A 24,185-nucleotide genomic window follows, 5' to 3' on the forward strand; every position below is an offset into this window, starting at 1 on the left:
CGAGGTAGGTGGAATGCACCTCTCCATTGTGCCTCGCGGACGGCGACACGCCCGCCAGCGGCATCCGTCGGCGCGTCCGGGGATCGGGTTCGAGCGGATCGATTCGCCGACAAGCCGTTTGCCGGCTGCGGCACGCCGACTGTCGCGGAATCCATCCGCCTGAACTCAGAGTGCCTGCGCCGCCGCGGTGAGCACCTGGTTGAGGGTGGGAACGCCGACCGCGCGGAAGACTTCGGTGCCTGCGTCGTCGAGCACGACGACGGTCGGGGTCATCCGGATGCCGTCATCGGCTGCCAGAACGTTCTCCCGTGCTACGTCGCGTTCGATCACCGTCGCCTGTGGAACCAGCCGGGCGGCATCCGAGAGCACGGAACGTGCCTGAGTGCACGGGTCGCAGAAAGCCGAGGTGTAGAGAACAAGTTGCATGCTTCAAGCAAACCACGCGCGGCGCAATCCCATTCCCCTCGGTGTGCGGCATGGACCAGACTGGCGCCATGAGAATCGCAGTCACCGGAGGGTCAGGCAAGCTCGGCAGGACAGTTGTGCGGGAGCTTCGCGAAGCGGAGCACGATGTCGTCAACCTGGATGCGGCGGGTGAGCGGGGTCGCGGCTTCGTCCGCGTCGATCTCACCGACTATGGACAGACTCTCGACGCGCTCCTGGGGGTGGACGGCGAACACGACGGGTTCGACGCGGTCGTGCACCTCGCGGCCATTCCGGCTCCCGGTCTCACGAGCAACGTCGCTACCTTCTCCAACAACATGCAGGCGACCTACAACGTCTTCGCGGCGGCGATCCGTGCCGGCATTCGTAATGTCGTGTACGCGTCGAGTGAGACCGTGCTCGGGCTGCCGTTCGATGTGCCCCCGCCGTACATCCCGGTCGATGAGGAGTATCCGGCGCGCCCGGAGAGCACGTACTCCCTCGTCAAGCACCTCGAGGAGCAGATGGCGATCGAGCTCGTGCGCTGGCATCCGGACCTGAAGATCGTCGCCCTCCGCTTCTCCAACGTCATGGACCCCGAGGACTACGCCGACTTCTCCTCGTATGACGACGATGCCAGGAACCGCAAGTGGAACCTGTGGGGCTACATCGACGCCCGTGACGGCGCCCAGGCGGTGCTGCGCGCGCTCGAACTGGAGGACGTCGGCTTCGACCGGTTCATCATCGCGGCAGCCGACACGGTGTCTGCCCGCCCCAACGCCGAACTCCTCGCCGCCGTGTTCCCGGACGTCCCAGTGACCCGGGATGTCGGCGAGCACGAGACCCTGCTCTCCATCGACAAGGCGCGTCGCATCCTCGACTACTCGCCGAAGCATTCCTGGCGCGACTGACGCGAGATGCTGCCTGTGAGGTGGTCCGAGGTCGACGGAACCCTGCAAGTGCAGCAACTCGCGAGTGTTGTAGCGTGAGGGCAGATGTCAGGAAAGCCGGCGCGGGCCAGATTCACCGAAGAGCGAGGCGAGGGCGAACTTCCGTCCCCGGTCGATGACCGCAGCGTCGCGGCCCGGCTGTTCGCCATCCTCGATGCCTTCACAACGCCCACCCTGGCCTCATCGCTCTCGCTCACCGCGATCGCCGAACGGGCCGGCCTTCCGCTCTCGACCACCCACCGGATGGTCGCGGAATGGGTGTCCTGGGGTGGCCTGGCCCGCCAGGACGACGGCCGGTATTCGCTCGGGATGCGACTGTGGGAGGTCGGTGTGCAGACGCCGACGGCCCGGAACCTCCGCACCATCGCCTTGCCGTACCTGGAAGACCTGTACGAGTCCTCGCGTGAGCATGTACATCTGGCGATACTCGACGGGCGAGATGCCCTCTATCTCGAGAAGCTCTCGGGCCACCACGCCGTTCGCGTCATCTCGCGGGTGGGCGGTCGCTTGCCGCTGCACTCGACCGGGGTCGGTCTGGTGCTGCTCGCTTACGCCCCCAACGATCTGATCGACGAGTACCTCTCCGACGCACTCGACAAGTACCTTCCCGGCACCGTGACCTCGCCGGAGGAACTGCGACGGCGGCTCGCCGGCATCCGCGCCCAGGGCGTTGCGGTGATGTCGGAGGAGATGACCGCCGGATCCAGCTCCCTCGCCGCGCCGATTCGCGATCGCACCGGCCGCGTCGTCGCCGCGGTGTCAATCGTCACGAGGACGAATCCGGATGCTCCGCGAAAACCCCACCCGGCGCATGAACAAGCGGTCAGGGCGGCTGCTCACGGGGTCAGCCGAGCCCTGGGGTACCGGCGGTCCGACTCCTAGGCTGCGGTTCTTGAGGAAGACCTTCCACTCAGTGGAAACGCCGTTGGGATCCCTGTCGCGTGCTCGCAGACTGATGCCATCACCCGGCTTGTGCGAACCGAATCCGGTGCGCTCCAGTCGCCGGCTTCCGTATGCATCGAAAGACAAAGAATGACACCGAACACCCAGGACGAGATCACCGAGGAGATCGTCGCCATCGAGGCAGATGCGCGCAGGAAGGTCGAGGCGGGCGGAGCGCCGGAGCTGCATCCGCGCCGCGACTACGCCCCCTACCGCAGCTCGATCCTTCGCCATCCGACTCATGAGCTCGTGCGTGTCGACCCGGAGGAGATCGAGCTGGTGTCCCCGGCGTTCGGCCACACCGACGTGAGCCCGCTGGAAAGCGACCTCACCATCGCGCACGCGGCTGAACCGCTCGGCGAACGCATCACGGTCAGCGGCCGTGTGATCGACGGGGAGGGCCGGCCTGTCCGCAACCAGCTGGTGGAGATCTGGCAGGCGAACGCCGCCGGTCGGTACGTGCACAAACGTGACCAGCATCCTGCCCCGCTCGACCCGAACTTCACCGGAGTCGGCCGTGCCATCACCGGCGACAACGGCGAATACAGCTTCCAGACGATCAAGCCGGGGCCGTACCCGTGGCGGAACCACCTCAACGCGTGGCGCCCGGCACACATCCATTTCTCGTTGTTCGGGAACGCGTTCACCCAGCGGCTGGTCACTCAGATGTACTTCCCGAGCGACCCGCTGTTCGCTCTGGACCCGATCTACCAGTCCATCGCCGACCCGGCCGCGCGGGAACGGCTGATCGGAACCTACGACCACAATTTGAGCGTGCCCGAGTACTCCCTCGGCTACCGCTGGGACATCGTCCTGACCGGTCCGAAGTCCACCTGGATGGAAAGTGAAGACGCCCATGAGTGATGGCAGGCAGACCCCGTCCCAGACCGTCGGTCCGTTCTTCGGATACGCCCTGCCCTATGAGAAGGGCTGGGAACTCGTCCCACCGCACCACGCCGCGGCCATCCGCGTCCACGGAACCGTGTTCGACGGCGACGGCGCTGTCGTCCCGGACGCCATCCTCGAAATCTGGCAGGCCGACGGGACCGGCGCGATGAGCCGGGAGCGGGGCAGCCTCGAACCCGACGGCTACACCTTCACCGGCTTCGGCCGGGCCAGCGTCAACCAGGCCGGGCACTACTCGTTCACCACGGTGAAGCCGGGCTCCACCTCCGCCGGTGCAGCCCCGTCCATTCTCGTCACCGTTTTCGCCCGCGGGCTGACCCACCATCTGTTCACGCGGGCATATTTTCCGGAGGACACCGAAGCTCACACCACGGACACGGTGCTCGCCGCGGTGCCGGCCGACCGGCGCTCGACACTGCTGAGCGTCTCAGACGGACCCGACTCCTACCGGTTCGACATCCGCCTGCAGGGCGAGCAGGAGACCGTGTTCCTGGAGTTCAATGACTGAGCAGCGCCACGTCCCGGCTTCAGGACCGGATGCTGCGGCGGCCGCCGCAGTCCCACGATCGGCATGGGATGTCGGGCTGCTCGAGCCCCTCGGAGCGGGCTCTCGTGCTGCCGAACTCACCAGCGACGCAGCCTGGCTGCAGGCCATGGTCGACGTCGAACTGGCCCTCACTCGAGCGCTCATCGATGCGCGCCTCGTGCCGGAATGGATGAACGAGGTGTGCGACCGGGTGGCGGATGCCGCGTCACTCGACCTCGCCGCGATCGCGGCGGAGGGTCGCGGCGGCGGGAACCCGGTGATCCCCCTGGTCAAACACCTCGGAGCCGCCGCGGAATCCGTGCGGCCCGGGTCCTCCGACCACATCCACGTGGGCGCGACCAGCCAGGACATCCTCGACACCGCAACGATGCTCATCGCCTCCCGGGTGACCGCGGAGGTCCACACGCAGCTCGGCGCGCTCGCCGGAGCGCTGGCCGGCCTCGCCGATTCGCACCGCACGACCGTGATGGCGGGGCGCACTCTTGGCCAGCAGGCTTCGCCAACGAGCTTCGGGCTTCTCGCGGCCGGATGGCTCGACGCGGTCCTTTCTGCCGGGAAGCGCCTCGACGCCGTGCGCGCCGTCCTTCCGGCGCAGCTCGGAGGAGCCGTCGGCAACCTCGCTGTGCTCACGGGCGTCGCGGGTGCCCGGCGTGCGGACACAGCGTCGAACACCGTCGTGAACGACGTGCTTGCCGGTTTTGCTGCCCGGCTCGGTCTGATCGAACCCGCGCTCAGCTGGCACACCGACCGCCTCATCATCTCGGAGCTCGCCTCGGCACTGGCCGGCGCGACGGGCGTCGTCGGCGCGTTCGCTCTCGATGTCACCGTGCTCTCCCGCACCGAGATCGGTGAAGTGGGCGAGCAGCTCGGAAAAGGCGAGGGCGGATCGAGCGCCATGCCCCACAAGCGCAACCCGGTGACGGCTGTGCTCGTCACCGCCGCGGCACGGCGTGCTCCTGGGCTCGTCGCCACGTTGTACGGCAGCATGCTCGCCGAAGATCAGCGCCCGAGCGGCGCGTGGCACGCGGAGTGGCAGGCGCTGCGCGAGCTCGAACGGCTCAGCCTCTCCGCCGTTACCGGCGCCGCGTCGCTCGCCGATCGCCTCGTCGTCGACGACGACCGGATGCGTGCCAACCTCGACACCACCGATGGGCTGATCTTCAGCGAACGGGTGACCACGATCCTGGCGGAGGCGCTGGGCAAGACGGCGGCGTTCGAGCTCGTCACGCGGGCGTCCTCCGAATCAGTCGGCACCTCCCGTCCGTTGCAGGTCGTGCTGGCCGGGGCGTTGGCCTCCGAAGGCGCCTCAGAAGATCTGCGCCGGCAGATCTGGGCGGCGTTCGACTACTCGGGCGATCTCGGCCAGGCGGATGCGGGAATCGATCGGGTGTTGGAGAAATACCGCGCGCACCATGCTCGCAGCGAAGAAACAGAAAGTGGAACGCCGTCATGACTGAACCCATCCTCCGTTGCCTCGTCGAACCGGCCGCGACCGGGGAACGGAACGGTCCCCTGATTGTGCTCGGTCCCTCGCTTGGCACGACAACCGCCCTGTGGGACGACACGGTGGGTGCGCTCTCAGCGCAGCACCGGGTGTTGCGCTTCGACCTGCCCGGGCACGGCATCAGCCAGGCGGCCACCGAGCCGTTCACCGTCGCTGAGCTTGCGGCATCCGTTGTCGCGGCGGTGGACGCAGCCGGCGGAGGCCCGTTCCACTACGCGGGCATCTCACTCGGCGGGGCGATCGGACTGGAACTGGCACTGCGCTACCCGGACCGGGTGCTGAGTCTTGCGGTGATCTGCTCAGGCGCGAAGATCGGAACCGCCGACGGCTGGCTCGAGCGCGCCGCGCAGATCCGGGCGAGCGGCACCCCGGCACAGGTGCGGGGCAGCTCCGAGCGCTGGTTCGCTCCCGGGTTCCTCGACCGCAACCCCTCGGCCGGATCCAGGGCCCTCGAGATTCTGATGGAGGTCGACGACGAGTCCTACGCGCTCGCCTGCGAGGCGCTCGCCGGCTTCGATGTCACGGATGCCGTTCGCGGCATCCGTTCACGGACCCTGTGCGTCGCAGGGGAGAACGACGCCCCCACGCCCCCGGCCCTCCTCGCTGAACTCGCCGACGCCATCCCCGGTGCACGACAGGTGACGATCCCCGGCGTCGCCCATCTGCCGGCCTACGAGCGACCGGACGAGGTAGCCGCACTTCTGCTGGAACACATCGGCGGCACAGACCCCCGAACCGCTGCCGACACGTATGCGGCGGGGATGGTCGTGCGCCGCGCCGTCCTCGGCGATGCACACGTCGACGCGGCTACCGCGGCCATCACGCCCGAAACCGCGGACTTTCAGGACTTCATCACCCGATACGCCTGGGGCGAGATCTGGACCCGTCCGGGGCTCGATCGGCGCACCCGCAGCTTCCTGACCATCGCGTCGCTCGTGACCGGCGGGCACGAGCAGGAGCTCGCGATGCACGTCCGCGCGGCGCTGACCAACGGGCTGACCCGGGCGGAGATCAGCGAGGCGATCCTGCACACGGCCATCTACGCCGGGGTCCCTGCGGCGAACTCGGCGCTGGGGATCGCGCGCGACACCTTCGCCCGTCTGGATGCTGCAGGCTAGCGTTCCGAAGGGCCGCGAGATGCTGGATTTGAGGTGGTGCGGTTCACCGGCCACCCCTCAAACCCAGCATTTCGCGTAGGGGGTGCGCTCGGCCAACGCCAAGGAAGCTCATAGCCGCCTCATAGGACGATGGACATACTGGAAAGGTGAGCTCATTTGTATCGTCTTCCCGGTCGGCAGCATCCCGTCCCCTCAAGCGTGCCGACGGCAGTGCCGTCCGCGTCCTCGTCGTCGACGACGAGCGGAGCCTCACCGACCTGTTGAAGATGGCGCTTCGTTATGAGGGATGGGAGATCCGGACGGCTGAGACCGGCAGGCAGGCATTGGATGCCGCCCGCGAGTTCCGCCCGGATGCCATCGTGCTCGACATCATGCTCCCCGATATCGACGGCATGAGTGTGCTCCACCGATTGCGGGCCGACGGTGACGACGTCCCTGTGCTCTTCCTCACGGCCAAGGACGCGCTGGACGACCGGATCGCCGGCCTCACCGCAGGCGGCGACGACTACGTGACCAAACCGTTCAGCCTGGAGGAGGTGGTGGCCCGACTCCGAGGTTTGATCCGGCGTTCGACGCTCGCCGGGGCATCCGATTCTCCGATCCTCTCGATCGGCGACCTCACCCTCAACGAGGACAGCCACGAGGTCTCCCGTGGCGGCGTGCCCATCGAGCTCACGGCAACGGAATACGAGCTCCTTCGCTTCCTCATGCGAAACCCGCGCCGGGTCCTTTCGAAAGCGCAGATCCTCGACCGGGTCTGGAGTTACGAGTTCGAGGGCAGGTCGAGTGTCGTTGAGATCTACATCTCGTACCTGCGCAAGAAGATCGACGCCGGGCGTCCGCCGATGATTCACACCGTGCGGGGCGCCGGTTATCTGCTGAAGGTCGCCGAGGCGACGGTGTGAACCGGTTGTCGCGGTGGACGCTGCGCAAGCGACTCGTGGTCGCCGTGGTCGCCCTGCTGGCGCTCGCCGCTGTGATCATCGGGTTCGCGAGCGTCGTCAGCGTGCAGACCGTTCTCCTCGGCCGCGTCGACGCGCAATTGACCGCGGCGACCACCAGGTCGTCCGGGGCGGCTGAAGAGCGGCCTGGTCGATTTCCTCCGTCGTCGGAGCCGCCGGTTCCGGAATTCGTCGGAGCACCAGGGCAATCCGCGGGCACGCTCGGAGCGATCATCGCCGGGGGAGCGGTGCGCTACGCGGGCTATCTCGACGCCTCAGGCGATCTGCAGCCCCTGACGACCGGGCAGGTGTCAACCCTGTTGAACGTCAGCCTCGGCGGGCGGCCCCAGTCGATCGACCTCGGCGGCGACCTCGGCTCCTACCGTGTCGTCGCGGTCGAGACCGGCAACGGCGCCATGATCGTCGGTTTGCCCCTCGCGGATCTCGAGTTCACCCTCGGTCAGCTCATCGCCGGGATCAGTGGCGTCGCACTGGGCGTGCTCGTCCTCGCGGGGACCGCGTCCTACTTCATCGTCCGGCTCGCTCTTCGGCCGCTCGACCGGGTCGCGAAGGCCGCGTCGGATGTCTCGGAGCTCCCGCTCGACCGGGGTGAGGTGGCGCTCGGCGTTCGCGTCTCGGACGACGACGCCGACCCCAACACCGAAGTCGGGCGGGTGGGCGCGTCGATCAACCGGATGCTCGGACACGTCTCCGCCGCGCTGCATGCCCGGCAGGCATCCGAGAACAAGGTGCGGGCCTTCGTGTCGGATGCCAGCCACGAACTCCGCACTCCGCTCACGTCGATCCGCGGGTACGCCGAACTCACCCGAAGGTCGGGCGAAGACCTGCCCGAGGACGCAACATACGCCCTCGGGAGGATCGAGTCTGAGGCGGTGCGGATGACGGCAATCGTCGAGGACCTCCTTCTTCTCGCCCGGCTCGATGAAGGCCGCGAGCTGGCGAAGGACCCCGTCGAACTCTCCGCGCTCCTGACCTCCGCTGTCAGCGACGCGCGAGCAGCGTCAGCCGACCACGAGTGGGTCCTCGACCTCGAAGCATCGCCGGTCACCGTCATCGGGGATTCGCAACGGCTGATGCAAGTCGTAGCGAACCTGCTCGGCAACGCCCGCGTGCACACTCCGGCGGGAAGCCGGGTGGAAACCCGGCTCTCCGTCGTCGGCGAGAAGGCGGAGATAGCCGTGATGGACAACGGCCCGGGCATCGACCCTGCGGTGCTCAACCACATCTTCGAACGATTCGTGCGAGGGGATGCCTCTCGCCAGCGGGCCTCGGGCGGAACCGGGCTTGGCCTTGCGATCGTTGCCGGCGTGGCAGAGGCGCACGCCGGGACGGTCGTGGTCGAGTCGGTGCCTGGGCGCACCGAGTTCCGGGTCATGCTTCCGTTGGCGGGCAGTGCGAAGGGTAGAGTGGCGGCCAAACGGGAGGAACTGACATGACTGAAACGCCGAAAGCCGTACTCTTCGACGTCGACGGGACTCTCATCGACTCGAACTACCTGCACGTTGAGGCGTGGGCCCACGCGTTCAGTGATCTCGGAGCCGATGTCTCAGCATGGCGGGTGCACCGCGCCATCGGCCAGGACTCCGCACGGTTGCTCGCCGCGCTCCTCGGCGACCGCGCGGACGAGCTCGGCGATCGGGCCAAAGAACTCCACTCCCGCTACTACAAGGAACTCGCCCCTCGGCTCCGGCCTCTGAACGGGGCCCGGGAATTGCTGCGTGCGCTCAGCCAGCAGGGCCGAACTCTCGTGCTGGCCACATCCGCTCCCGAAGACGAATTGCGGCTCCTCACCGAGGCACTGGACAGCGACGACGTACTCGACGCGACGACGAACGCCGACGACGTCGACACGGCCAAACCGGACCCGTCCATCGTCCAGGTCGCGCTCGGCAAAGCCGGTGTCGGGCCGGAGGAGGCCATCTTCGTGGGCGACACCGTCTGGGATTGCATCGCCGCCTCCCGCGCCGGAGTCCGCACCATCGGCGTGCTCTGCGGCGGTTCCTCCTCTGCCGAACTCCGGTCGGCCGGGGCGATCGCGGTCTACGACGACCCGGCAGCGCTTCTCAGCGAACTCCACCTCAGCCCGCTTGCGTGATCCGGGCGATTTGGCTGAACGGCGACGGATGCCATAAGCTGAGACAAAACCAAAGACCGCAGGTTTTCGTGTGCGCGCGCAAGTGAGCATCCGATCGAAGGTTCTCAATTGAGACGACCCGCGCAGGTGGACGAAACATTTCCGGGATTTCTCTCTGACTGCTCCGTGCGCTTGCGCCGGAGCTTTTCTTATTTCTGAGCCGAACTGCCCCTTTGGCTCGTGCCGCTTCCGCGGTACGAGGAAGACTAATCAAGGAGTGGCTATGGCGAACAAGGAAGCCTCGGTTGCCGAACTCACGGAGAAATTCCAGAGCTCGACTGCCGTTCTGCTGACCGAGTACCGCGGCCTCACTGTTGCTCAGCTCAAGACGCTGCGCACCGACATCAGTGCGGACGCAACCTACGCCGTGGTGAAGAACACGCTGACCAAGATTGCCGCGAACAACGCGGGCATTTCGTCGTTTGACGAAGAGCTCGTCGGTCCGTCGGCCGTCGCATTCGTGCACGGAGACCCTGTCGCCGTTGCAAAGAGCCTGCGTGCCTTCTCCAAGGCAAACCCTCTCCTGGTGATCAAGGGCGGTTACTTTGACGGTAACCCCCTGACCGCCGCAGAGGTAGGCAAGCTCGCCGACCTCGAGTCCCGCGAAGTTCTGCTCGGCAAGCTTGCCGGCGCCTTCAAGGCCTCGCTGTTCGGAGCCGCATATCTGTTCAACGCACCGCTCTCGAAGGCCGTTCGCACGGTCGACGCGCTGCGTGAGAAGCAGGAGTCCGCTTCCTAGGTTCAAACCTGGGACAGCGGTGAGTAGACCAAAGAAATCTAAGGGAGAAAATCATGGCAAAGCTGTCAACTGAAGAGCTGCTTGAGCAGTTCAAGGGACTCACGCTCATCGAACTCAGCGAGTTCGTGAAGGCATTCGAGGAGACCTTCGAGGTCACCGCCGCAGCACCCGTTGCTGTTGCCGGCCCGGCTGCTGCCGGTGGCGAGGTCGAAGAGGTCGAAGAGAAGGACTCCTTCGACGTCGTTCTCGAGTCTGTCGGAGACAAGAAGATCCAGGTCATCAAGGCCGTGCGCGAGCTCACCTCGCTGGGTCTCGGCGAGGCCAAGGCCGTCGTCGATGGCGCTCCGGGCAACGTCCTCGAGGGTGCAAACAAGGAAACCGCCGAGAAGGCAAAGACCGTTCTCGAAGAGGCCGGCGCAACCGTCGTCCTCAAGTAATCGATGCCCTCCGGGGCTTCAGCTTGAAACGGAACGCGCTGCCGATTCGGTAGTCGATCGTGGGCGTCACCCTTCGCGGGGTGGCGCCCTTCGTCGGTTAACCGGATGTCGGCATCCGGGTACTCAGACGGCGTCCGCGCCCAACTGCGCGAATGCCGTGCTGGCCCGCACGACGAGTCTGGCGGGCATGTCCACGACATCAGCGGCCATCGGCTCCCCGGACACCGCAGCGAGCAGGTCGGTCACCGCCGACTGTCCCTGAGCGCGAGGTTGCTGCTCGATCGTCGTGAGCGAGAACATTTCGGCGTATTCGTGGCCGTCGATACCAACCAGTGACAGGTCCTCAGGCACGCGCACACCGAGCCGGCCTGCGGCGATCATCACCCCGATGGCGATTTCGTCGCACGCGGCGAAGACAGCGCTCGGGCGGGCAGTCGATTCGCTGAGCATGTGGGCGCCTGCCTCTAAACCACCGGGGATACTCATGGCTGTCTGCGCGAAGGTCAACTCGCTCTCCAGGCCCGCTTGCGTCATCGCGCCCACGTAGCCGCGCAATCGTCTTGCGTGAACGCTTTCATCGGTTTCCCCGGCGACTGGGCCGCCGATGTGCAGGATCCGGCGATGTCCAAGCCCGATCAGGTGCCCGGTCGCCAGCCTGCCGGCGAACACATCGTCGATGGTCAGAGAGCGCACGCCTGCGACGGGTGCGCCGACGCTCAGCAGCGGGATGCCCAACCGGAGCAATCGTTCTGTTTCCTCGGGAGTCGGATCGACGCCGATGGCGATCACGCCGTCGAATCGCTTGCGTGCGAGGAAGAAATCGAAAACCCGATCCCGGTCGGCGGATCCCGGGTGAAGGTTGTACAGGGTCATGTCGTACCCACGGTTCAGCAGTGCTTCCTCGATGCCCTCGAGGATCTCACCGAAGAACCAGCGGTTGATGAAGGGGATCACAACGCCGATGTTCTTGGTGTGGCCTGTGACGAGGCTCGCGGCGTTCGGCGAGGCGACGAAGCCGATCTCCTTGGCTGCGAGCACGACACGTTGCCGGGTGGACTCGGCGACATAACCCTTGCCGGACAGAGCCCGGGACGCGGTCGCCTTGGATACGCCCGCGCGCGCAGCAACGTCCGCGATTGCACTGCCCACAGTGGCCTCCCGACGTTGGGGTCGAGCCCGGCCCACTCGGCCGGAACACGCTCTGGACAGAAGGATAGCGAAAACCCCGAGCTGTATGGAATCGATTACACATATTCGACCACTCGGTTGGCGGCCGTCTCCATCCGATCCGCGGGATCTCGCGGAGAGAGCGCGATCATTCGCGCCTTCCGTTCTCCGTTGACGCTTGTGAATCTCGGTGAGGTGCCGTAACTTTTGCATGGAACCGGTTCCCTAACAGGCGGCCGGACTTGCATCAGCAGGGCTGAGGCTCCCCACCTCGACCCGCAATCACACTCAATGAGGAGAAACAGAGATGAGCTTCACGACCAAACGTCGTATCCTGCTGCCGCTTGCGGCCGCGGGGATCGTCGGTCTCGCACTCACGGCCTGTACAGGCGATGTCTCAGCCGGCAACAAAGCCGATACCGACTGCTCTGACTACGAAGCGTACGGAACCTTCGACGACAACCCCGAAGTGACCATCGGTGGCACCATCCAGGACGTCGAGGCTGACCGCCTCGTTGAATCGTGGAAGGACTTCGCGACCTGCACGGGAATCGAAGTGTCCTACCAGGGCACGAAGGAGTTCGAGGCGCAGATCGCCGTGCTCGCCGAGGCGGGCAACGCACCCGACATCGGAATCGTCCCGCAGCCCGGTCTTCTGGGCCGGCTGGCGGCAGGTGGCTGGCTGAAGCCGGCACCGGAGGTCGTCGAGGAGAACACCGACGAGTTCTGGGGCGAGGACTGGAAGCAGTACGGGAGCTACGAAGGCACCTTCTACTCTGCGCCGCTGATGGCGAGCGTCAAGGGCTTCGTCTGGTACTCGCCGACGGAGTTCGAGGAAAAGGGATACGAGGTTCCCGAGACGCTCGAAGACCTCACCGCCCTGAGCGAGGAGATCGCCGCTGAAGGTGACCACAAGCCGTGGTGCGTCGGACTCGGCTCTGGTGACGCCACAGGCTGGCCGGGAACCGACTGGATCGAGGACTACGTTCTTCGCCAGGCAGGCGCAGATGTCTACGACCAGTGGATCAACCACGAGATCCCGTTCAACGACCCGCAGATCGTCGAAGCCTTCGACGCCGTTGGCGAGATCATCAAGAACCCTGACATGGTCAACGGTGGCCTCGGTGACGTCTCCAGCGTCATCTCCACCGAGTTTGGCGACGGCGGACTGCCCATCCTCGACGGCGAATGCTCGCTGCACCACCAGGCCTCCTTCTACGAGGGATTCTGGCCTGAGGGCACGGACGTCAGCCCCGACGGTGACGTCTTCGCGTTCCTGCTCCCTTCGGTCGAAGCCGGTGGAGAGAAGGCCGTGACCGGTGGTGGCGAGTTCCCCGTCGCGTTCAGCGAAGGTGAAGAAATCGACGCCGTCCGCGCTTACCTGTCCAGCGACACCTGGGCGAACAACCGCGTCAAGCTCGGCGGCGTCATCAGCGCCAACAAGGGCCTCGACTCGGAGAACGCGTCAAGTGACGTGCTCAAGGAGAGCATCGAAATTCTCCAGGACGAGAAAACGGTGTTCCGTTTCGACGGATCCGACCTGATGCCGGCCGCCGTTGGTTCCGACTCCTTCTGGAAGGGCATCGTCGCCTGGGTCTCTGGCGACAGCACCCAGGAGACGGTCGACGCCATCGAATCCAGCTGGCCGCAGAGCTAGCTGACATCACCCCATCGAGGGCGGAGTCGCCGCCGGCGGCTCCGCCCTCGATCTCCCCCTTCCGAAAGGCGTAGTTCAATGACGACCGCTGACCTCATCGGCAAACTGATCCAGGTGGTTGGCGGGCTCGCCATCTTTGCCGCCATCGTGGGTCTTCTCTTCTTCTTCCTCGACAAGGCGCCCAAGCGGGGCAAGGACTACTGGCAGCTCGTCGTGTTCCTCGCGCCGGCCCTCATCCTCGTCTTCCTCGGCCTGATCTATCCCGCTGTTCGCACCAGCCTCCTGGCCTTCACGAACAACCAGGGCGATTTCAACGGCTTGGACAACTTCGTCTGGATGTTCACCCAGCCGGCCATTGTCAACACCCTCATCAACACCGTCATCTGGGTGCTCCTCGTGCCGACCATCTCCACGGTCGTCGGCCTCGCCTACGCCGTCTTCATCGACAAGTCCCGCGGCGAGAAGATCTACAAAGCGCTCGTGTTCATGCCGATGGCCATCTCCATGGTCGGGGCGGGCATCATTTGGAAGTTCGTCTACGACTACCGCCAATCGGGAGACCAGCAGATCGGGTTGCTCAACCAGATCGTGATCTGGTTCGGCGGAGATCCCGTGCAATGGCTGCAGACGTCGCCGATCAACACGTTCCTCCTCATCGTCGTGATGATCTGGATCCAGACCGGTTTCGCGATGGTCGTGCTGTCCGCCGCAATCAAGGCTGTTCCGGTGGAGCAGCTGGAGGCCGCGGAGATCGACGGCACGAACCCCTGGCAGCGATTCACCAACGTGACTCTCCCCGGCATCCGCGGGTCTCTCGTCGTGGTCCTCACCACCATTTCGATCGCCACACTGAAAGTCTTCGACATCGTGCGAACGATGACCGCTGGAAACTTCAACACCAGCGTCATCGCCAACGAGATGTACACCCAGGCGTTCCGCGCCGCTGAGCCCGGCCGCGGATCCGCCCTCGCCCTGGTGCTGTTCATCCTCGTTCTGCCGATCGTCATCTACAACATCCGAGTCATGCGGAAGCAGAGGGAAATCCGATGAGCACCACACCGATCGCCCCAACGACCCCGGACGCTGAAACCGGCAGGAAACTCGCCCGAGGCGCCGACGCCGAAGTCGGACCGAAGTCGCGGCGGGTCAAGAGACGGCTCACGTCACGGACAGCGACCATCGTTTCGCTCATCATCGCGGTTCTCTGGACCATCCCCACATTCGGGTTGTTCGTCTCCTCATTCCGTCCGGCCGAGCTGATCCAGTCGACCGGCTGGTGGACGATCTTCCAGAACCCCGGTTTCACCTTCGACAACTACTCCGAGGTTCTGTTCTCGTCGTCGCAGTCGTCTCCGCAGTTGGGTTCGTACTTCGTCAACTCGCTCGCGATCGCGATTCCCGGCACGATCTTCCCGCTCATCCTTGGCGCGATGGCCGCATACGCCTTCGCCTGGATGAAGTTCAAGGGCTCGAACTGGCTGTTCATCCTGATCTTCGCGCTCCAGATCGTGCCGCTTCAGATGGCGCTGCTGCCGCTTCTGCAGATGTTCACGACGTTCCTGCGCCCTCTGCAGAACAACCTGCATGACGTTCTGCCGATGATCCCTGAGCAGAACTACCTGCCGGTGTGGATCGCGCACACGATGTTCGGTCTTCCGCTCATCATCTTCCTGCTGCACAACTTCATTTCGGAGATCCCGGGCGAAGTGATCGAGGCGGCGAGGGTCGACGGGGCCAGCCCCGGGCAGATCTTCTTCCGGATTGTCCTTCCACTTGCGTTGCCGGCGATCGCGTCGGTTGCGATCTTCCAGTTCCTTTGGGTGTGGAACGACCTGCTTGTCGCGTTGATCTTCTCCGGTGGCACGCAGGATGTCGCGCCGCTGACGCAGAGGCTTGCTGAACTCACCGGTACCCGAGGGCAGGACTGGCAACGACTGACGGCCGCCGCGTTCGTGTCCCTCATCATCCCGCTGAGCGTGTTCTTCAGCTTGCAGCGCTACTTCGTGCGCGGCCTGCTCGCTGGTTCGACGAAGGGATAGGCGCTCGCCCTGGCGTTCGCATCCGTTTCTCCCTGACCCCCGGCATCCGTGGTCCGATGCCGGGGTTAGGGTGAATCCATGAGCATGCATGGGGGCGGCGGCGGCCGCGGTGGCGGCGGACGCATGCGCGGCGGCGGCGACGAGGAAGCGCAACGCGCCGTCAACGCCGAAGCGCCGCGGATCCCGGACCTCCTCGGCCGGATCGTGGCGCTGTTCCAACCGCACCGGCCGAAGATCATCCTCACCATCGCGCTCGTGCTGATCGGCGCGGCGTTGAGCGTGGTGCCTCCGCTTCTCGTGGAGCGGGCCTTCGACGAGGGACTGTTCCCGAGAAGCGGCGGACCCAACCTGCCCGCGCTCGTGCAGATCGTCGGCGTGATGATCCTGATCTATGTGCTGGCCACGGGTCTCGGCGTCTGGCAGACCTGGCTCACCGCGACCGTCGGCAACACGGTGATGGGTGAACTCCGGGTGGCGCTGTTCCAACGCCTGCAATCGATGGAACTGAGCTTCTTCACCCGTACCAAGACCGGGGTGATCCAGTCGCGATTACAGAACGACGTCGGCGGTGTCGCCGGTGCGCTGAGCAACACGATCGCGAGCGTGCTCGGCAATACGGTGACCGTGCTGGCTGCCTTCGTCGCCATGCTGCTGATCAACTGGCAGCTCACGATCGTCGCGCTTGTCCTGATGCCGATCCTGGTGATCGCGCAGCGCCGGGTCGGGCAGGTGCGGGCGAGGATCGCGACGAAGACGCAGGAATCGCTCTCGGAGATGACGGCGATCACCCAGGAGACGCTGAGCGTTTCGGGTGTGCTCCTGTCGAAGAGCTTCAACCAGCAGCCAGCCGAGATCCAGCGCTACCACGGTGCGAACGAGGAACAGGTCGACCTGCAGGTGAAGCAGACGATGAGCGGCCAGTGGTTCTTCGCCATGGTCAACATCTTCCTCTCGTCGATCCCCGCGATCGTCTACCTCGTCGCCGGATGGCTGATGGCCAGCGGCGCCCCCGACATCACGGCAGGCGCCATCGTCGCCTTCACCACCGTGCAGTCGCGACTGCTGTTCCCGCTGATGGCGCTGATGCGAGTGGGACTGGACCTGCAGACATCCGGAGCCCTCTTCGCCCGCATCTTCGAATACCTCGACCTCAAGCCGGCGATCTCCGACCGCCCAGGTGCGATTCCGGTGACGGATGCCACGGGCCGCCTCGGCAGCGTCGCGTTCGATGAGGTCTCCTTCCGCTATCCGGACGCGACTGAGGAGTCCCGTCCGACACTCGACCGCGTGTCGTTCTCGATCGAGCCGGGACAGTTCGCGGCTTTCGTCGGGCCGAGCGGGGCGGGAAAGACCACCGTGTCCTACCTCGTGCCGCGGTTCTACGACGCGACCGGCGGGAGGGTGCTCTTCGCCGGCACGGACGTGCGCGACCTGCAGGCCGAGTCGCTCGTCTCCAAGATCGGCATCGTCAGCCAGGAGACGTATCTCTTCCACGCGACGGTCGCCGACAACCTTCGGTACGCCAAACCGGATGCCACCGACGTCGAACTCGAGGCGGCGGCGCGCGCGGCGAACATCCACGACACGATCGTGTCGTTCGAGCAGGGGTACGACACGGTCGTCGGTGAGCGCGGCTACCGCCTGTCCGGCGGTGAGAAGCAGCGCATCGCGATCGCCCGGGTTCTGCTGAAGGACCCACCGGTGCTCGTTCTCGACGAGGCGACCAGTGCCCTCGACACGATCTCGGAGCGGGTCGTCCAGCGGGCGCTCGAGGCGGCATCCGCTGGGCGGACCACGATCGCCATCGCGCACCGTCTCTCGACGATCGTGCAGGCCGATGTGATCTTCGTGATCCAGGCGGGGCGGATCGCTGAGCAGGGCACGCACGCGGAACTGCTCGCGCAGGACGGCACCTACACGCGCATGTTCGAGGAGCAGCTGGGCAGCCGGCCGCTCGTCGACTGACGCGGGCTCTGGCATCCGCTCGCTCGGCGGCAGTTATCGGTGGGCCTTGCTGAGGTTGAGGACGTCGCCGGCGCGCAGTTCGTGCGATCCCAGGGTTGTCGGGTTGAGATAGAACAGGTCGTCCACGGTGATGCCCAGCCGGGCGGTGACCTCTACGATCAGATCGTCGGGGGCGACGGTGTAGTTTCGGGGTTCTCCGTCCACGATGGTCACGATCCCGGATGCCCCGCCCGTTCTTCCCGAATCGTGCACGACGAGTCCGGGTCGCATGTCGGGCAGGGTCCAGGTGAGGACGGCGCTTGATAGTACCGGGATGACGCATCCATCATCTATCGCTGCCGGATCGCGGTGAGTGATGATCACCGTGTCGAGAAAGCTGGGGTCGCCGTGGGTGAAGTCCCTGAGTAGAGCGAAGTTCGGGTGCGTTTCCGCCAGGTGGCCGTATGACACGGCCATGATCGAGCTCGTGCACTCCGAGCCCGGTTCCACCACGTGAGGCGACACACGAAGTTCGACGTCGCCGTTGTGCTCAGACCGGAAGTCGATCAACCGCACTTCGAAGGTGCCGTTGCCCGTGACCCGCACCTCGACGTCGCCCGAGATGACGTCGTTGCCGACCAGCCGCCCGGTTGCGACGATCGTGCCGACTTCGAGGGCCGGTGCCTCAGCTGCGGGCTGAGGGGTGGGGGAGGCGGCTGGCGATGGCGCCGACGACGTGGGCTTGGAGGTTGTGGCGTTGCCGGCGAACGTGCATCCGCTCAGCACCAGACCGAGGGCGAGGACGGCGGACGCGCCGCACATGTATCGGTGACTTGTCGGTGCCACGGCGCGCCCTCCAGGGCCGCGGTCAGTCCGCTTCGGCCGTGAGGCCGACGCTAACCCAAGGCGCCGGGGGCTCGCGAGCACGCGATCGGGGGGTCCACGGGGACTCGGCTTCAGATGGCGCGGATGCCGGTTCTTGCGGCAGAAAGTCGACGTCTGCGTCAGATGGCCGCGGACTGGCGGGCGCGGTGAGGGTTGGTGTGGCGAAGAAGCCTGCGGTGGCGGGTCGGCTTTCGTGTCAGATGAGCCGCCGCCCATATGCCGGCGGTTGTGATCTCCTCGATTTCAGCGAGCCGTTGCCCGTTGCGCGCGGGCCATCGACACGCGCCGTATCAGCTCGGCCGGGTCGTTGAAGACGTGCCGCTTAGTGAGCCGCACGATGCGCCATCCGTCCTCGACGAGGCGGTTGAGCCTGTCGATGTCGCGCTGGAACTGTTCCGCCGTCATCCAGTGATGCTCGCCTTCGTATTCGATGGCGATCTTGAGGTCCGGGTAGGCGAGGTCGATGCATCCGAGAAATCGACCCGCAGCGTCGTACGCGTCGAAGTTGAGCTCCGGCTCCGGAAGGCCCGCGTCGATGAGGATGAGCCGCACCCACGTTTCCAGGCGGGACCAGGAGCCCGTTCGGATGCGCCCGAAGGCGTCGCGGAGAGCGCCGACCCCGGGGCGGCGTCCGGCATCCAATGCGGCACGAAGCTGGTCGAGCGTCGCGAGGGGAGGAGGACCGGGCATGCCACCCGCCGATGTCCGGATGCACACGATAGCGTCCCCCGTGGCGACGAGGTCGTAGGAGCTGAGCAGTGGACCCAGACTTGCCCAAGTCGATGCGGGGGTCGTAACCCGCAGCCCATTGCGCGTCACGACGTGAACGAGACGCGGGTCGATCTGATGCCCACGCACTCCGACGCTGCGAGATGCGCGTTCAGGCCGACACACCGCGACGTCCACGAGCGAATCATGGAGGCGAGGAAGCGGTAGACCCCAGAGAAGCGCAGCAGTTGTATGGCTGAAGAACTCGGATGGACGCATCCGCGCCGCATATGCTGTCGCGCGCTGAACGGCTTCTTCGCGAATCAGCTCAGCGGGTGAAGCTGCAGATGTACCGCTGGTGTCCGGCGCCTGCACTCGTACCGCATAGAACGGACGCGCGAGGTCTGCCCGGTCGAGCCGCGATCGACCGACGCCGAGGCGGCGTGCTTCGCCGACATGGAAGGCAGGAGACAGCTGCCCCGGAAGGGGACGAGGGGTGCGCATCCCTCAACAGTGCCCCCCCGGTGAGTCCTCCCGGCGGCCGTCGTCGATTCTGTGCACAAACCTCGCCCTGTGGAAAAGTTCGTATGACGCGGATGTCGGTTTCCACGCCGGGAAGTCGGCGTCTGCGTCAGATGAGTCTCCGCGGCATCCGTGTGCGTTCTTCGTGTGGCGCGGATGTTGGTTTTCACGCCGGGAAGTCGGCGTCTGCGTCAGATGAACGGATGTGGACGGGCCTCCGCGCACATCAACTACGCGGCCGGGCGCTCCGCCAGCATGTCATTCATGAGACTGATTTCGGATTCCTGGCTTCCGACCACTCCGGTGGCGAACGTGCGCACCGTCTCGTTCGTGCTGCGGTCGAGCACGGCGTTGGCCATGTCGATCGCGCCCACGTGGTGAGCGATCATGAGCTGGAGGAACATCCGTTCGGCGGCGACGCCGGTCAGGCTCTTCAGATCCGTGATCTGCTCGGGCGTTGCAAGTCCGGGCATCGGCTCCCCCGGCTTGTGAGCGCTCTCGTCCGAGCCGTGATTGTGACCGGCACCCTCGAGGGTCGGGCGCATCATCCACGTCATCGGCGGTTCCGGTGAATACGCCGACAGGCCCCAGATGTCCAGCCATCCGCTCATCCGGCCCGACTGGCCACCCTGCGTCGTCGCGATGTCGTACGCCAGCAGGCGCACGGCTTCGTCGTCGGTGAGATCACGGATGATCAATGACAGCTCGACACCCTGGTCGTGGTGCACCTGCATGTCGCGGGCGAAGCCGGCCTCAGCGCTCGTCGTCGTCGGAGTGGGGTCACCCAGGGTCGACAGTCGGCCGACCGAGAACGCGATGATTCCGACGATGACCACCGCGACGAGCGCGAGCAGAAGCAGGGCCAGCGGTGACCGTCGTCGTGACACCGGAGCCGACTCGCCAGCGGATGCCGCGGCATCCGTCTCGAAAACGGCGCGAGTCAATCTACGCCTTGCCCGGTCCGTCGACAGCGCCGGTGCAGGAGGCGTTCGGTTCGGGAACGTCGTTGCTCTTCCAGTACTCCTCGAAGAACTCGCTGATGCGCTCATCGGACGCCCCGTCGACCTGCAGCTGCACGTCCCAGCCGGACAGAACGATCGGGGACGGCAGACCCTCGAACGGTGAGAGGATCACATGCGTCCTCGGCAGCTTCGTCTTGAGCAGATCGAGATCCTCGGCGGAAATCGACGGGTCGTAGGTCACCCAGATCGCACCGTGCTCGAGTGAGTGCACGGCGTTCTCGTTCTGCTGCGGCTCGGTGTAGACCCCACAGTTCAGCCAGGCCGGGTTGTGGTCGCCGCCGGCGGGAGGCGTCTGCGGGTACTCCACCGCTGCCTGCACGTGATTGTTCGTGTTGGTGAACGTCTCCACGCCTTCGATCTCGGCACCGGATCCGCCCGCAGAGTAGCTTGCGTTTCTTGGGCTCGTGAGGATCAGCGACGTGACGAGCAGTGCGACGATCGCGACACCGGCGACGATGGCCGCGGTGATCCCGATCTTCTTCGTGCGACGCTTCTTCGCCTGCTCCCTCTTGAACGCCTCGACCTTGAGTGCGCGCTGTTCGGCGCGCTGCTCCTTGATGGTCAGCTGCTTCGCAGGGTTGCCGCTCTTGCTACCGGGGGACTCGCTTCGCGGGGTCACTGTGGCCTCTCGTGTATCGGGGAAAACCCGGCAGGGCGGCTGGCGCGCAAACAATCCGGGTGTGCGTCCAGTTTAGAACCCGGAATTCCGGTTTGCTGAGAGCCTGCGGTGAACGGATGCGCGGGCCGCCTCCCCCAGAACGGCCGCCGTGCCGCTCGGGGACGGAAACGGAGCGCCGCGGCCGCCAGCCGCCCAGTGCCGAAAACCTGTAACAGAACGGGACCAGCGGCTAGGCTCGAACGGACGGCCACAAGCCGCCCAGGGCCGCGCGGATCCGCGCCCGACGCACACCCATCACCGAACGGACACATGTGAAGTACGCAGAGAGCATTGTCGATCTCGTGGGAAACACCCCGCTGGTCAAACTCAACCGGGTGACCGACGGCATCAGCGCCACGGTGCTGGCGAAGGTCGAGTACCTGAACCCGGGCGGAAGCGTGAAAGACCGCATCGCGGTCCGCATCCTCGACGCGGCTGAGGCATCCGGCCAGTTGAAGCCCGGCGGAACCATCGTCGAACCGACGAGCGGCAACACCGGAGTCGGCCTCGCTCTCGTCGCGCAGCAGCGCGGCTACCGGTGCATCTTCGTCGTGCCGGACAAGGTCGGCGAGGAGAAGCGCAACGTCCTGACGGCGTACGGCGCCGAAGTGGTGGTCACGCCGACCTCGGTCGCCCCGGAAGACCCCGAGTCCTATTACAGCGTCTCCGACCGCCTCGCCGCTGAAATCCCCGGCGGCTACAAGCCCGACCAGTACTTCAACCAGAACGGCCCACTCAGCCACTACGAGACCACGGGTCCCGAAATCTGGAACGACACCGACGGACGCATCACGCATTTCGTCACCGGCGTCGGCACCGGCGGAACAATCACCGGCACCGGCCGGTACCTGCGCGAAGTGTCCAACGGCGCCATCCGCATCATCGGCGCCGACCCCGAGGGGTCGGTCTACTCCGGCGGAACCGGCCGGCCGTACATGGTCGAGGGGGTCGGCGAGGACATGTGGCCCGGCGCATACGACCCGGGTGTCGTGCACGAGGTGATCGCGGTGACGGATGCCGAATCCTTCGCGATGACCCGCAGGCTCGCCCTCGAAGAGGGACTGCTCGTCGGCGGATCGAGCGGCATGGCCGTCGTCGCGGCGCTCAAAGCTGCCCGGGAACTGGGACCGGATGACGTCGTCGTCGTGCTCCTGCCCGACGGCGGTCGCGGTTACCTCGCCAAGATTTTCAACGACCGCTGGATGCGCTCCTTCGGTTTCCTCGACGACTCCGCCGGTGAGCGCACCGTCGGCGACATCGTCCGCGCCAGGAGCGGCGATCTCCCTCCACTCCTCCACGTCAGCCCGACCGACACCGTGCAGGACGCGATTCGCGTGATGGCCGAGCACGGCGTCTCGCAGCTGCCCGTGCTCAGCGCCGAACCCCCCGTCGTGATGGGCGAGGTGCTTGGGGCGGTATCGGAGAGCTCCCTGCTCGAGAGCGTCTTCTCCGGAGATGCGAAACTGACGGATGCTGTCGCGACCGTCAACCAGCCTCCGCTGCCGGTGATCGGATCCGGCGAGACCCTGGTTGCGGCGCGCGAGGCGCTGAAGGCATCCGACGCCCTGATGGTGGCCCATGACGGCAAGCCGCTCGCCGTTCTCACCCGCCAGGACCTGCTGACCTTCCTCAGCGACTAGCCTCGCCGGATTCCGGCACACGACGACGAAGAGAGAGACAGCATGAGCTCGCAGAAAAAGAAGGACAGCGGATTCGCCACACGGGCGATCCACGCCGGGCAGGACTTCGATCCGACGACCGGTGCTGTGATCCCTCCGATCCATCAGTCGTCGACCTTCGTGCAGACGCACATCGGCGGGCTCCGCAACGGCTACGAGTACGGCCGGGGCGGCAACCCGACCCGCAACGCGCTCGAGGAACAGCTTGCGGCGCTCGAGGGCGGAAAACACGGACTCTCGTTCTCGTCTGGCCTCGCCGCCGAGGACGCGCTGCTCCGCGGCATCCTCAAGCCGGGCGACCACATCGTGCTCGGCAACGACGCCTACGGCGGAACCTACCGCCTGATCAACAAGATCTTCGGCGCCTGGGGTGTCACCCACAGCGTCGTGGACATGTCGAACCTGCGCTCGGTGCAGTCGGCGATCACCGAGAACACCCGCGTGCTCTGGGTGGAGACGCCGTCGAACCCTCTGATGAAAATCACCGACATCGCCGAACTGGCTGAGATCGGGCATGCGGCAGGGCTCACCGTCGTCGTCGACAACACCTTTGCCTCGCCGGCGCTGCAGAACCCGCTCGCTCTCGGCGCAGACGTCGTCGTGCACTCGACCACCAAGTACCTCGGCGGGCACTCCGACGTCATCGGCGGCGCCCTCGTGCTCAACGACGACGAGATGGAGGAGAAGGTCCGGTTCATGCAGTTCGCCGCAGGCGCCGTCTCCGCCCCGATGGACGCTTTCCTGACCAGCCGCGGCATCAAGACGCTCGACGTGCGCATGCAGCGCCACACCGAGAACGCCGAGGCGCTCGCCGCGTACTTCGCCGAGCACTCCGCCATCGAGACCGTGTACTACCCCGGCCTCGAGTCGCACCCGGGGCACACCCTCGCCGCAAGCCAGATGTCGCGATTCGGCGGGATGCTGGCGCTCGGCTTCGCGGGCGGAGAACGGATGGCACGCCGGTTCGCCGAATCGACGAAGGTTTTCCAGCTCGCTGAATCACTCGGCGGCATCGAGTCGCTCGTCAACTACCCCGCCGAGATGACGCACGCGTCCGTCGCCGGGACCGAACTCGCGGTGCCCGCGAACGTGGTGCGGCTCTCGGTCGGCCTGGAAACCGTCGACGACCTGCTCGCCGACGTTGACCGCGCGATCGGGAAGGCGCTCAAGAAGCGATAGCCGCACGCGCATAACTCCGCCTCGGTGCCGTTCGCCGCGGTTGGCAGGCCCGTGCATTCGAGC

At 65.9% G+C, this 24,185-nt stretch carries 23 protein-coding genes; 17 read left to right on the forward strand and 6 right to left on the reverse strand.

Going from position 1 to position 24,185, the window contains the following annotated elements:
* Nucleotides 1-165: 165 nt before the first annotated feature.
* Nucleotides 166-426, reverse strand: a complete 261-nt coding sequence (locus ACLQ62_RS02100; protein WP_411720005.1) for a thioredoxin family protein — start codon at nucleotides 424-426, stop codon at nucleotides 166-168.
* A 68-nt stretch (nucleotides 427-494) separates the two neighbouring features.
* Between ACLQ62_RS02100 and ACLQ62_RS02105 the strand changes: the two genes are divergently transcribed.
* The 11 genes from ACLQ62_RS02105 to rplL all read left to right on the forward strand — a co-directional run bounded on the left by ACLQ62_RS02105 (nucleotide 495) and on the right by rplL (nucleotide 10,662).
* On the forward strand, nucleotides 495-1,334 hold the full coding sequence (locus ACLQ62_RS02105) for an NAD-dependent epimerase/dehydratase family protein (RefSeq protein ID WP_411720006.1): 840 nt from the start codon (nucleotides 495-497) through the stop codon (nucleotides 1,332-1,334).
* Between the two features lie 84 nt (nucleotides 1,335-1,418).
* The gene (locus ACLQ62_RS02110; RefSeq protein ID WP_411720007.1) at nucleotides 1,419-2,255 is read left to right on the forward strand and encodes an IclR family transcriptional regulator; all 837 of its coding nucleotides are present in this window, start codon (nucleotides 1,419-1,421) and stop codon (nucleotides 2,253-2,255) included.
* A gap of 150 nt (nucleotides 2,256-2,405) precedes the next feature.
* A complete protein-coding gene (pcaH, locus tag ACLQ62_RS02115; RefSeq protein WP_411720008.1) occupies nucleotides 2,406-3,179 on the forward strand; it encodes a protocatechuate 3,4-dioxygenase subunit beta in 774 nt (257 codons plus the stop codon).
* Nucleotides 3,172-3,729 carry a protocatechuate 3,4-dioxygenase subunit alpha gene (gene pcaG / locus ACLQ62_RS02120; RefSeq protein ID WP_411720009.1) on the forward strand — a complete coding sequence of 186 codons (558 nt, stop codon included), beginning with the start codon at nucleotides 3,172-3,174 and terminating at the stop codon, nucleotides 3,727-3,729. Before pcaH ends, pcaG begins: the two co-directional genes overlap by 8 nt.
* On the forward strand, nucleotides 3,722-5,221 hold the full coding sequence (locus tag ACLQ62_RS02125) for a lyase family protein (protein ID WP_411720010.1): 1,500 nt from the start codon (nucleotides 3,722-3,724) through the stop codon (nucleotides 5,219-5,221). Before pcaG ends, ACLQ62_RS02125 begins: the two co-directional genes overlap by 8 nt.
* Nucleotides 5,218-6,390: a 4-carboxymuconolactone decarboxylase gene (pcaC, locus tag ACLQ62_RS02130; protein ID WP_411720011.1), complete on the forward strand. Its 1,173-nt coding sequence runs from the start codon at nucleotides 5,218-5,220 to the stop codon at nucleotides 6,388-6,390. The genes ACLQ62_RS02125 and pcaC overlap by 4 nt, the downstream gene beginning before the upstream one ends.
* A 146-nt stretch (nucleotides 6,391-6,536) precedes the next feature.
* Nucleotides 6,537-7,295, forward strand: a complete 759-nt coding sequence (locus ACLQ62_RS02135) for a response regulator transcription factor (protein WP_411720012.1) — start codon at nucleotides 6,537-6,539, stop codon at nucleotides 7,293-7,295.
* Complete coding sequence (locus ACLQ62_RS02140; protein WP_411720013.1) at nucleotides 7,292-8,788, forward strand: sensor histidine kinase; 1,497 nt, start codon at nucleotides 7,292-7,294, stop codon at nucleotides 8,786-8,788. Before ACLQ62_RS02135 ends, ACLQ62_RS02140 begins: the two co-directional genes overlap by 4 nt.
* On the forward strand, nucleotides 8,785-9,447 hold the full coding sequence (locus ACLQ62_RS02145; RefSeq protein ID WP_411720014.1) for an HAD family hydrolase: 663 nt from the start codon (nucleotides 8,785-8,787) through the stop codon (nucleotides 9,445-9,447). Before ACLQ62_RS02140 ends, ACLQ62_RS02145 begins: the two co-directional genes overlap by 4 nt.
* 262 nt (nucleotides 9,448-9,709) lie before the next feature.
* Nucleotides 9,710-10,225, forward strand: coding sequence for a 50S ribosomal protein L10 (gene rplJ / locus ACLQ62_RS02150; RefSeq protein WP_297358900.1), 516 nt, complete (start codon nucleotides 9,710-9,712; stop codon nucleotides 10,223-10,225).
* A gap of 53 nt (nucleotides 10,226-10,278) precedes the next feature.
* Nucleotides 10,279-10,662: a 50S ribosomal protein L7/L12 gene (gene rplL, locus ACLQ62_RS02155; RefSeq protein WP_411720015.1), complete on the forward strand. Its 384-nt coding sequence runs from the start codon at nucleotides 10,279-10,281 to the stop codon at nucleotides 10,660-10,662.
* 123 nt (nucleotides 10,663-10,785) lie between these two features.
* On the opposite strand, the gene ACLQ62_RS02160 is transcribed toward rplL, so the two are convergent.
* Nucleotides 10,786-11,811, reverse strand: coding sequence for a LacI family DNA-binding transcriptional regulator (locus ACLQ62_RS02160; protein WP_411720016.1), 1,026 nt, complete (start codon nucleotides 11,809-11,811; stop codon nucleotides 10,786-10,788).
* A gap of 325 nt (nucleotides 11,812-12,136) precedes the next feature.
* On the opposite strand from ACLQ62_RS02160, the gene ACLQ62_RS02165 reads away from it, so the two are divergent.
* From ACLQ62_RS02165 to ACLQ62_RS02180, 4 genes are all read left to right on the forward strand, one after another.
* The gene (locus ACLQ62_RS02165) at nucleotides 12,137-13,486 is read left to right on the forward strand and encodes an ABC transporter substrate-binding protein (RefSeq protein ID WP_411720017.1); all 1,350 of its coding nucleotides are present in this window, start codon (nucleotides 12,137-12,139) and stop codon (nucleotides 13,484-13,486) included.
* A 78-nt stretch (nucleotides 13,487-13,564) separates the two neighbouring features.
* A complete protein-coding gene (locus ACLQ62_RS02170) occupies nucleotides 13,565-14,536 on the forward strand; it encodes a carbohydrate ABC transporter permease (protein WP_411720018.1) in 972 nt (323 codons plus the stop codon).
* Complete coding sequence (locus ACLQ62_RS02175; RefSeq protein WP_411720019.1) at nucleotides 14,533-15,525, forward strand: carbohydrate ABC transporter permease; 993 nt, start codon at nucleotides 14,533-14,535, stop codon at nucleotides 15,523-15,525. The genes ACLQ62_RS02170 and ACLQ62_RS02175 overlap by 4 nt, the downstream gene beginning before the upstream one ends.
* Before the next feature lie 78 nt (nucleotides 15,526-15,603).
* Nucleotides 15,604-17,490, forward strand: a complete 1,887-nt coding sequence (locus tag ACLQ62_RS02180) for an ABC transporter ATP-binding protein (protein WP_411720020.1) — start codon at nucleotides 15,604-15,606, stop codon at nucleotides 17,488-17,490.
* 33 nt (nucleotides 17,491-17,523) lie between these two features.
* Here the strand turns inward: ACLQ62_RS02180 and ACLQ62_RS02185 are convergent, their stop codons facing one another.
* The 4 genes from ACLQ62_RS02185 to ACLQ62_RS02200 form a co-directional block, all read right to left on the reverse strand.
* Nucleotides 17,524-18,291, reverse strand: coding sequence for a hypothetical protein (locus ACLQ62_RS02185; protein WP_411720021.1), 768 nt, complete (start codon nucleotides 18,289-18,291; stop codon nucleotides 17,524-17,526).
* A 306-nt stretch (nucleotides 18,292-18,597) separates the two neighbouring features.
* Entirely contained in the window at nucleotides 18,598-19,044 is a 447-nt protein-coding gene (locus ACLQ62_RS02190; RefSeq protein WP_411720022.1) for an endonuclease domain-containing protein, read from the reverse strand.
* 770 nt (nucleotides 19,045-19,814) lie between these two features.
* On the reverse strand, nucleotides 19,815-20,528 hold the full coding sequence (locus ACLQ62_RS02195) for a DUF305 domain-containing protein (protein ID WP_411720023.1): 714 nt from the start codon (nucleotides 20,526-20,528) through the stop codon (nucleotides 19,815-19,817).
* A gap of 1 nt (nucleotide 20,529) precedes the next feature.
* On the reverse strand, nucleotides 20,530-21,225 hold the full coding sequence (locus ACLQ62_RS02200; protein WP_411720024.1) for a DUF3105 domain-containing protein: 696 nt from the start codon (nucleotides 21,223-21,225) through the stop codon (nucleotides 20,530-20,532).
* A 311-nt stretch (nucleotides 21,226-21,536) separates the two neighbouring features.
* On the opposite strand from ACLQ62_RS02200, the gene ACLQ62_RS02205 reads away from it, so the two are divergent.
* Both ACLQ62_RS02205 and ACLQ62_RS02210 read left to right on the forward strand, forming a co-directional pair.
* The gene (locus ACLQ62_RS02205) at nucleotides 21,537-22,904 is read left to right on the forward strand and encodes a cystathionine beta-synthase (protein ID WP_411720025.1); all 1,368 of its coding nucleotides are present in this window, start codon (nucleotides 21,537-21,539) and stop codon (nucleotides 22,902-22,904) included.
* A gap of 42 nt (nucleotides 22,905-22,946) precedes the next feature.
* Nucleotides 22,947-24,122 carry a cystathionine gamma-synthase gene (locus ACLQ62_RS02210; protein ID WP_411720026.1) on the forward strand — a complete coding sequence of 392 codons (1,176 nt, stop codon included), beginning with the start codon at nucleotides 22,947-22,949 and terminating at the stop codon, nucleotides 24,120-24,122.
* Nucleotides 24,123-24,185 lie beyond the last annotated feature (63 nt).

Source organism: Mycetocola sp. (genome assembly GCF_046716805.1).
Taxonomy (GTDB): Bacteria; Actinomycetota; Actinomycetes; order Actinomycetales; family Microbacteriaceae; genus Mycetocola_A.

Excerpts from the sequence above, each read along its gene's own strand:
- ACLQ62_RS02100 (WP_411720005.1), bottom strand. The coding sequence starts at position 426 with ATGCAACTTGTTCTCTACACCTCGGCTTTCTGCGACCCGTGCACTCAG.
- ACLQ62_RS02105 (WP_411720006.1), top strand. The coding sequence starts at position 495 with ATGAGAATCGCAGTCACCGGAGGGTCAGGCAAGCTCGGCAGGACAGTT.
- ACLQ62_RS02110 (WP_411720007.1), top strand. The coding sequence starts at position 1,419 with ATGTCAGGAAAGCCGGCGCGGGCCAGATTCACCGAAGAGCGAGGCGAG.
- pcaH (WP_411720008.1), top strand. The coding sequence starts at position 2,406 with ATGACACCGAACACCCAGGACGAGATCACCGAGGAGATCGTCGCCATC.
- pcaG (WP_411720009.1), top strand. The coding sequence starts at position 3,172 with ATGAGTGATGGCAGGCAGACCCCGTCCCAGACCGTCGGTCCGTTCTTC.
- ACLQ62_RS02125 (WP_411720010.1), top strand. The coding sequence starts at position 3,722 with ATGACTGAGCAGCGCCACGTCCCGGCTTCAGGACCGGATGCTGCGGCG.
- pcaC (WP_411720011.1), top strand. The coding sequence starts at position 5,218 with ATGACTGAACCCATCCTCCGTTGCCTCGTCGAACCGGCCGCGACCGGG.
- ACLQ62_RS02145 (WP_411720014.1), top strand. The coding sequence starts at position 8,785 with ATGACTGAAACGCCGAAAGCCGTACTCTTCGACGTCGACGGGACTCTC.
- rplJ (WP_297358900.1), top strand. The coding sequence starts at position 9,710 with ATGGCGAACAAGGAAGCCTCGGTTGCCGAACTCACGGAGAAATTCCAG.
- rplL (WP_411720015.1), top strand. The coding sequence starts at position 10,279 with ATGGCAAAGCTGTCAACTGAAGAGCTGCTTGAGCAGTTCAAGGGACTC.
- ACLQ62_RS02165 (WP_411720017.1), top strand. The coding sequence starts at position 12,137 with ATGAGCTTCACGACCAAACGTCGTATCCTGCTGCCGCTTGCGGCCGCG.
- ACLQ62_RS02170 (WP_411720018.1), top strand. The coding sequence starts at position 13,565 with ATGACGACCGCTGACCTCATCGGCAAACTGATCCAGGTGGTTGGCGGG.
- ACLQ62_RS02175 (WP_411720019.1), top strand. The coding sequence starts at position 14,533 with ATGAGCACCACACCGATCGCCCCAACGACCCCGGACGCTGAAACCGGC.
- ACLQ62_RS02180 (WP_411720020.1), top strand. The coding sequence starts at position 15,604 with ATGAGCATGCATGGGGGCGGCGGCGGCCGCGGTGGCGGCGGACGCATG.
- ACLQ62_RS02185 (WP_411720021.1), bottom strand. The coding sequence starts at position 18,291 with ATGTGCGGCGCGTCCGCCGTCCTCGCCCTCGGTCTGGTGCTGAGCGGA.
- ACLQ62_RS02190 (WP_411720022.1), bottom strand. The coding sequence starts at position 19,044 with ATGCCCGGTCCTCCTCCCCTCGCGACGCTCGACCAGCTTCGTGCCGCA.
- ACLQ62_RS02210 (WP_411720026.1), top strand. The coding sequence starts at position 22,947 with ATGAGCTCGCAGAAAAAGAAGGACAGCGGATTCGCCACACGGGCGATC.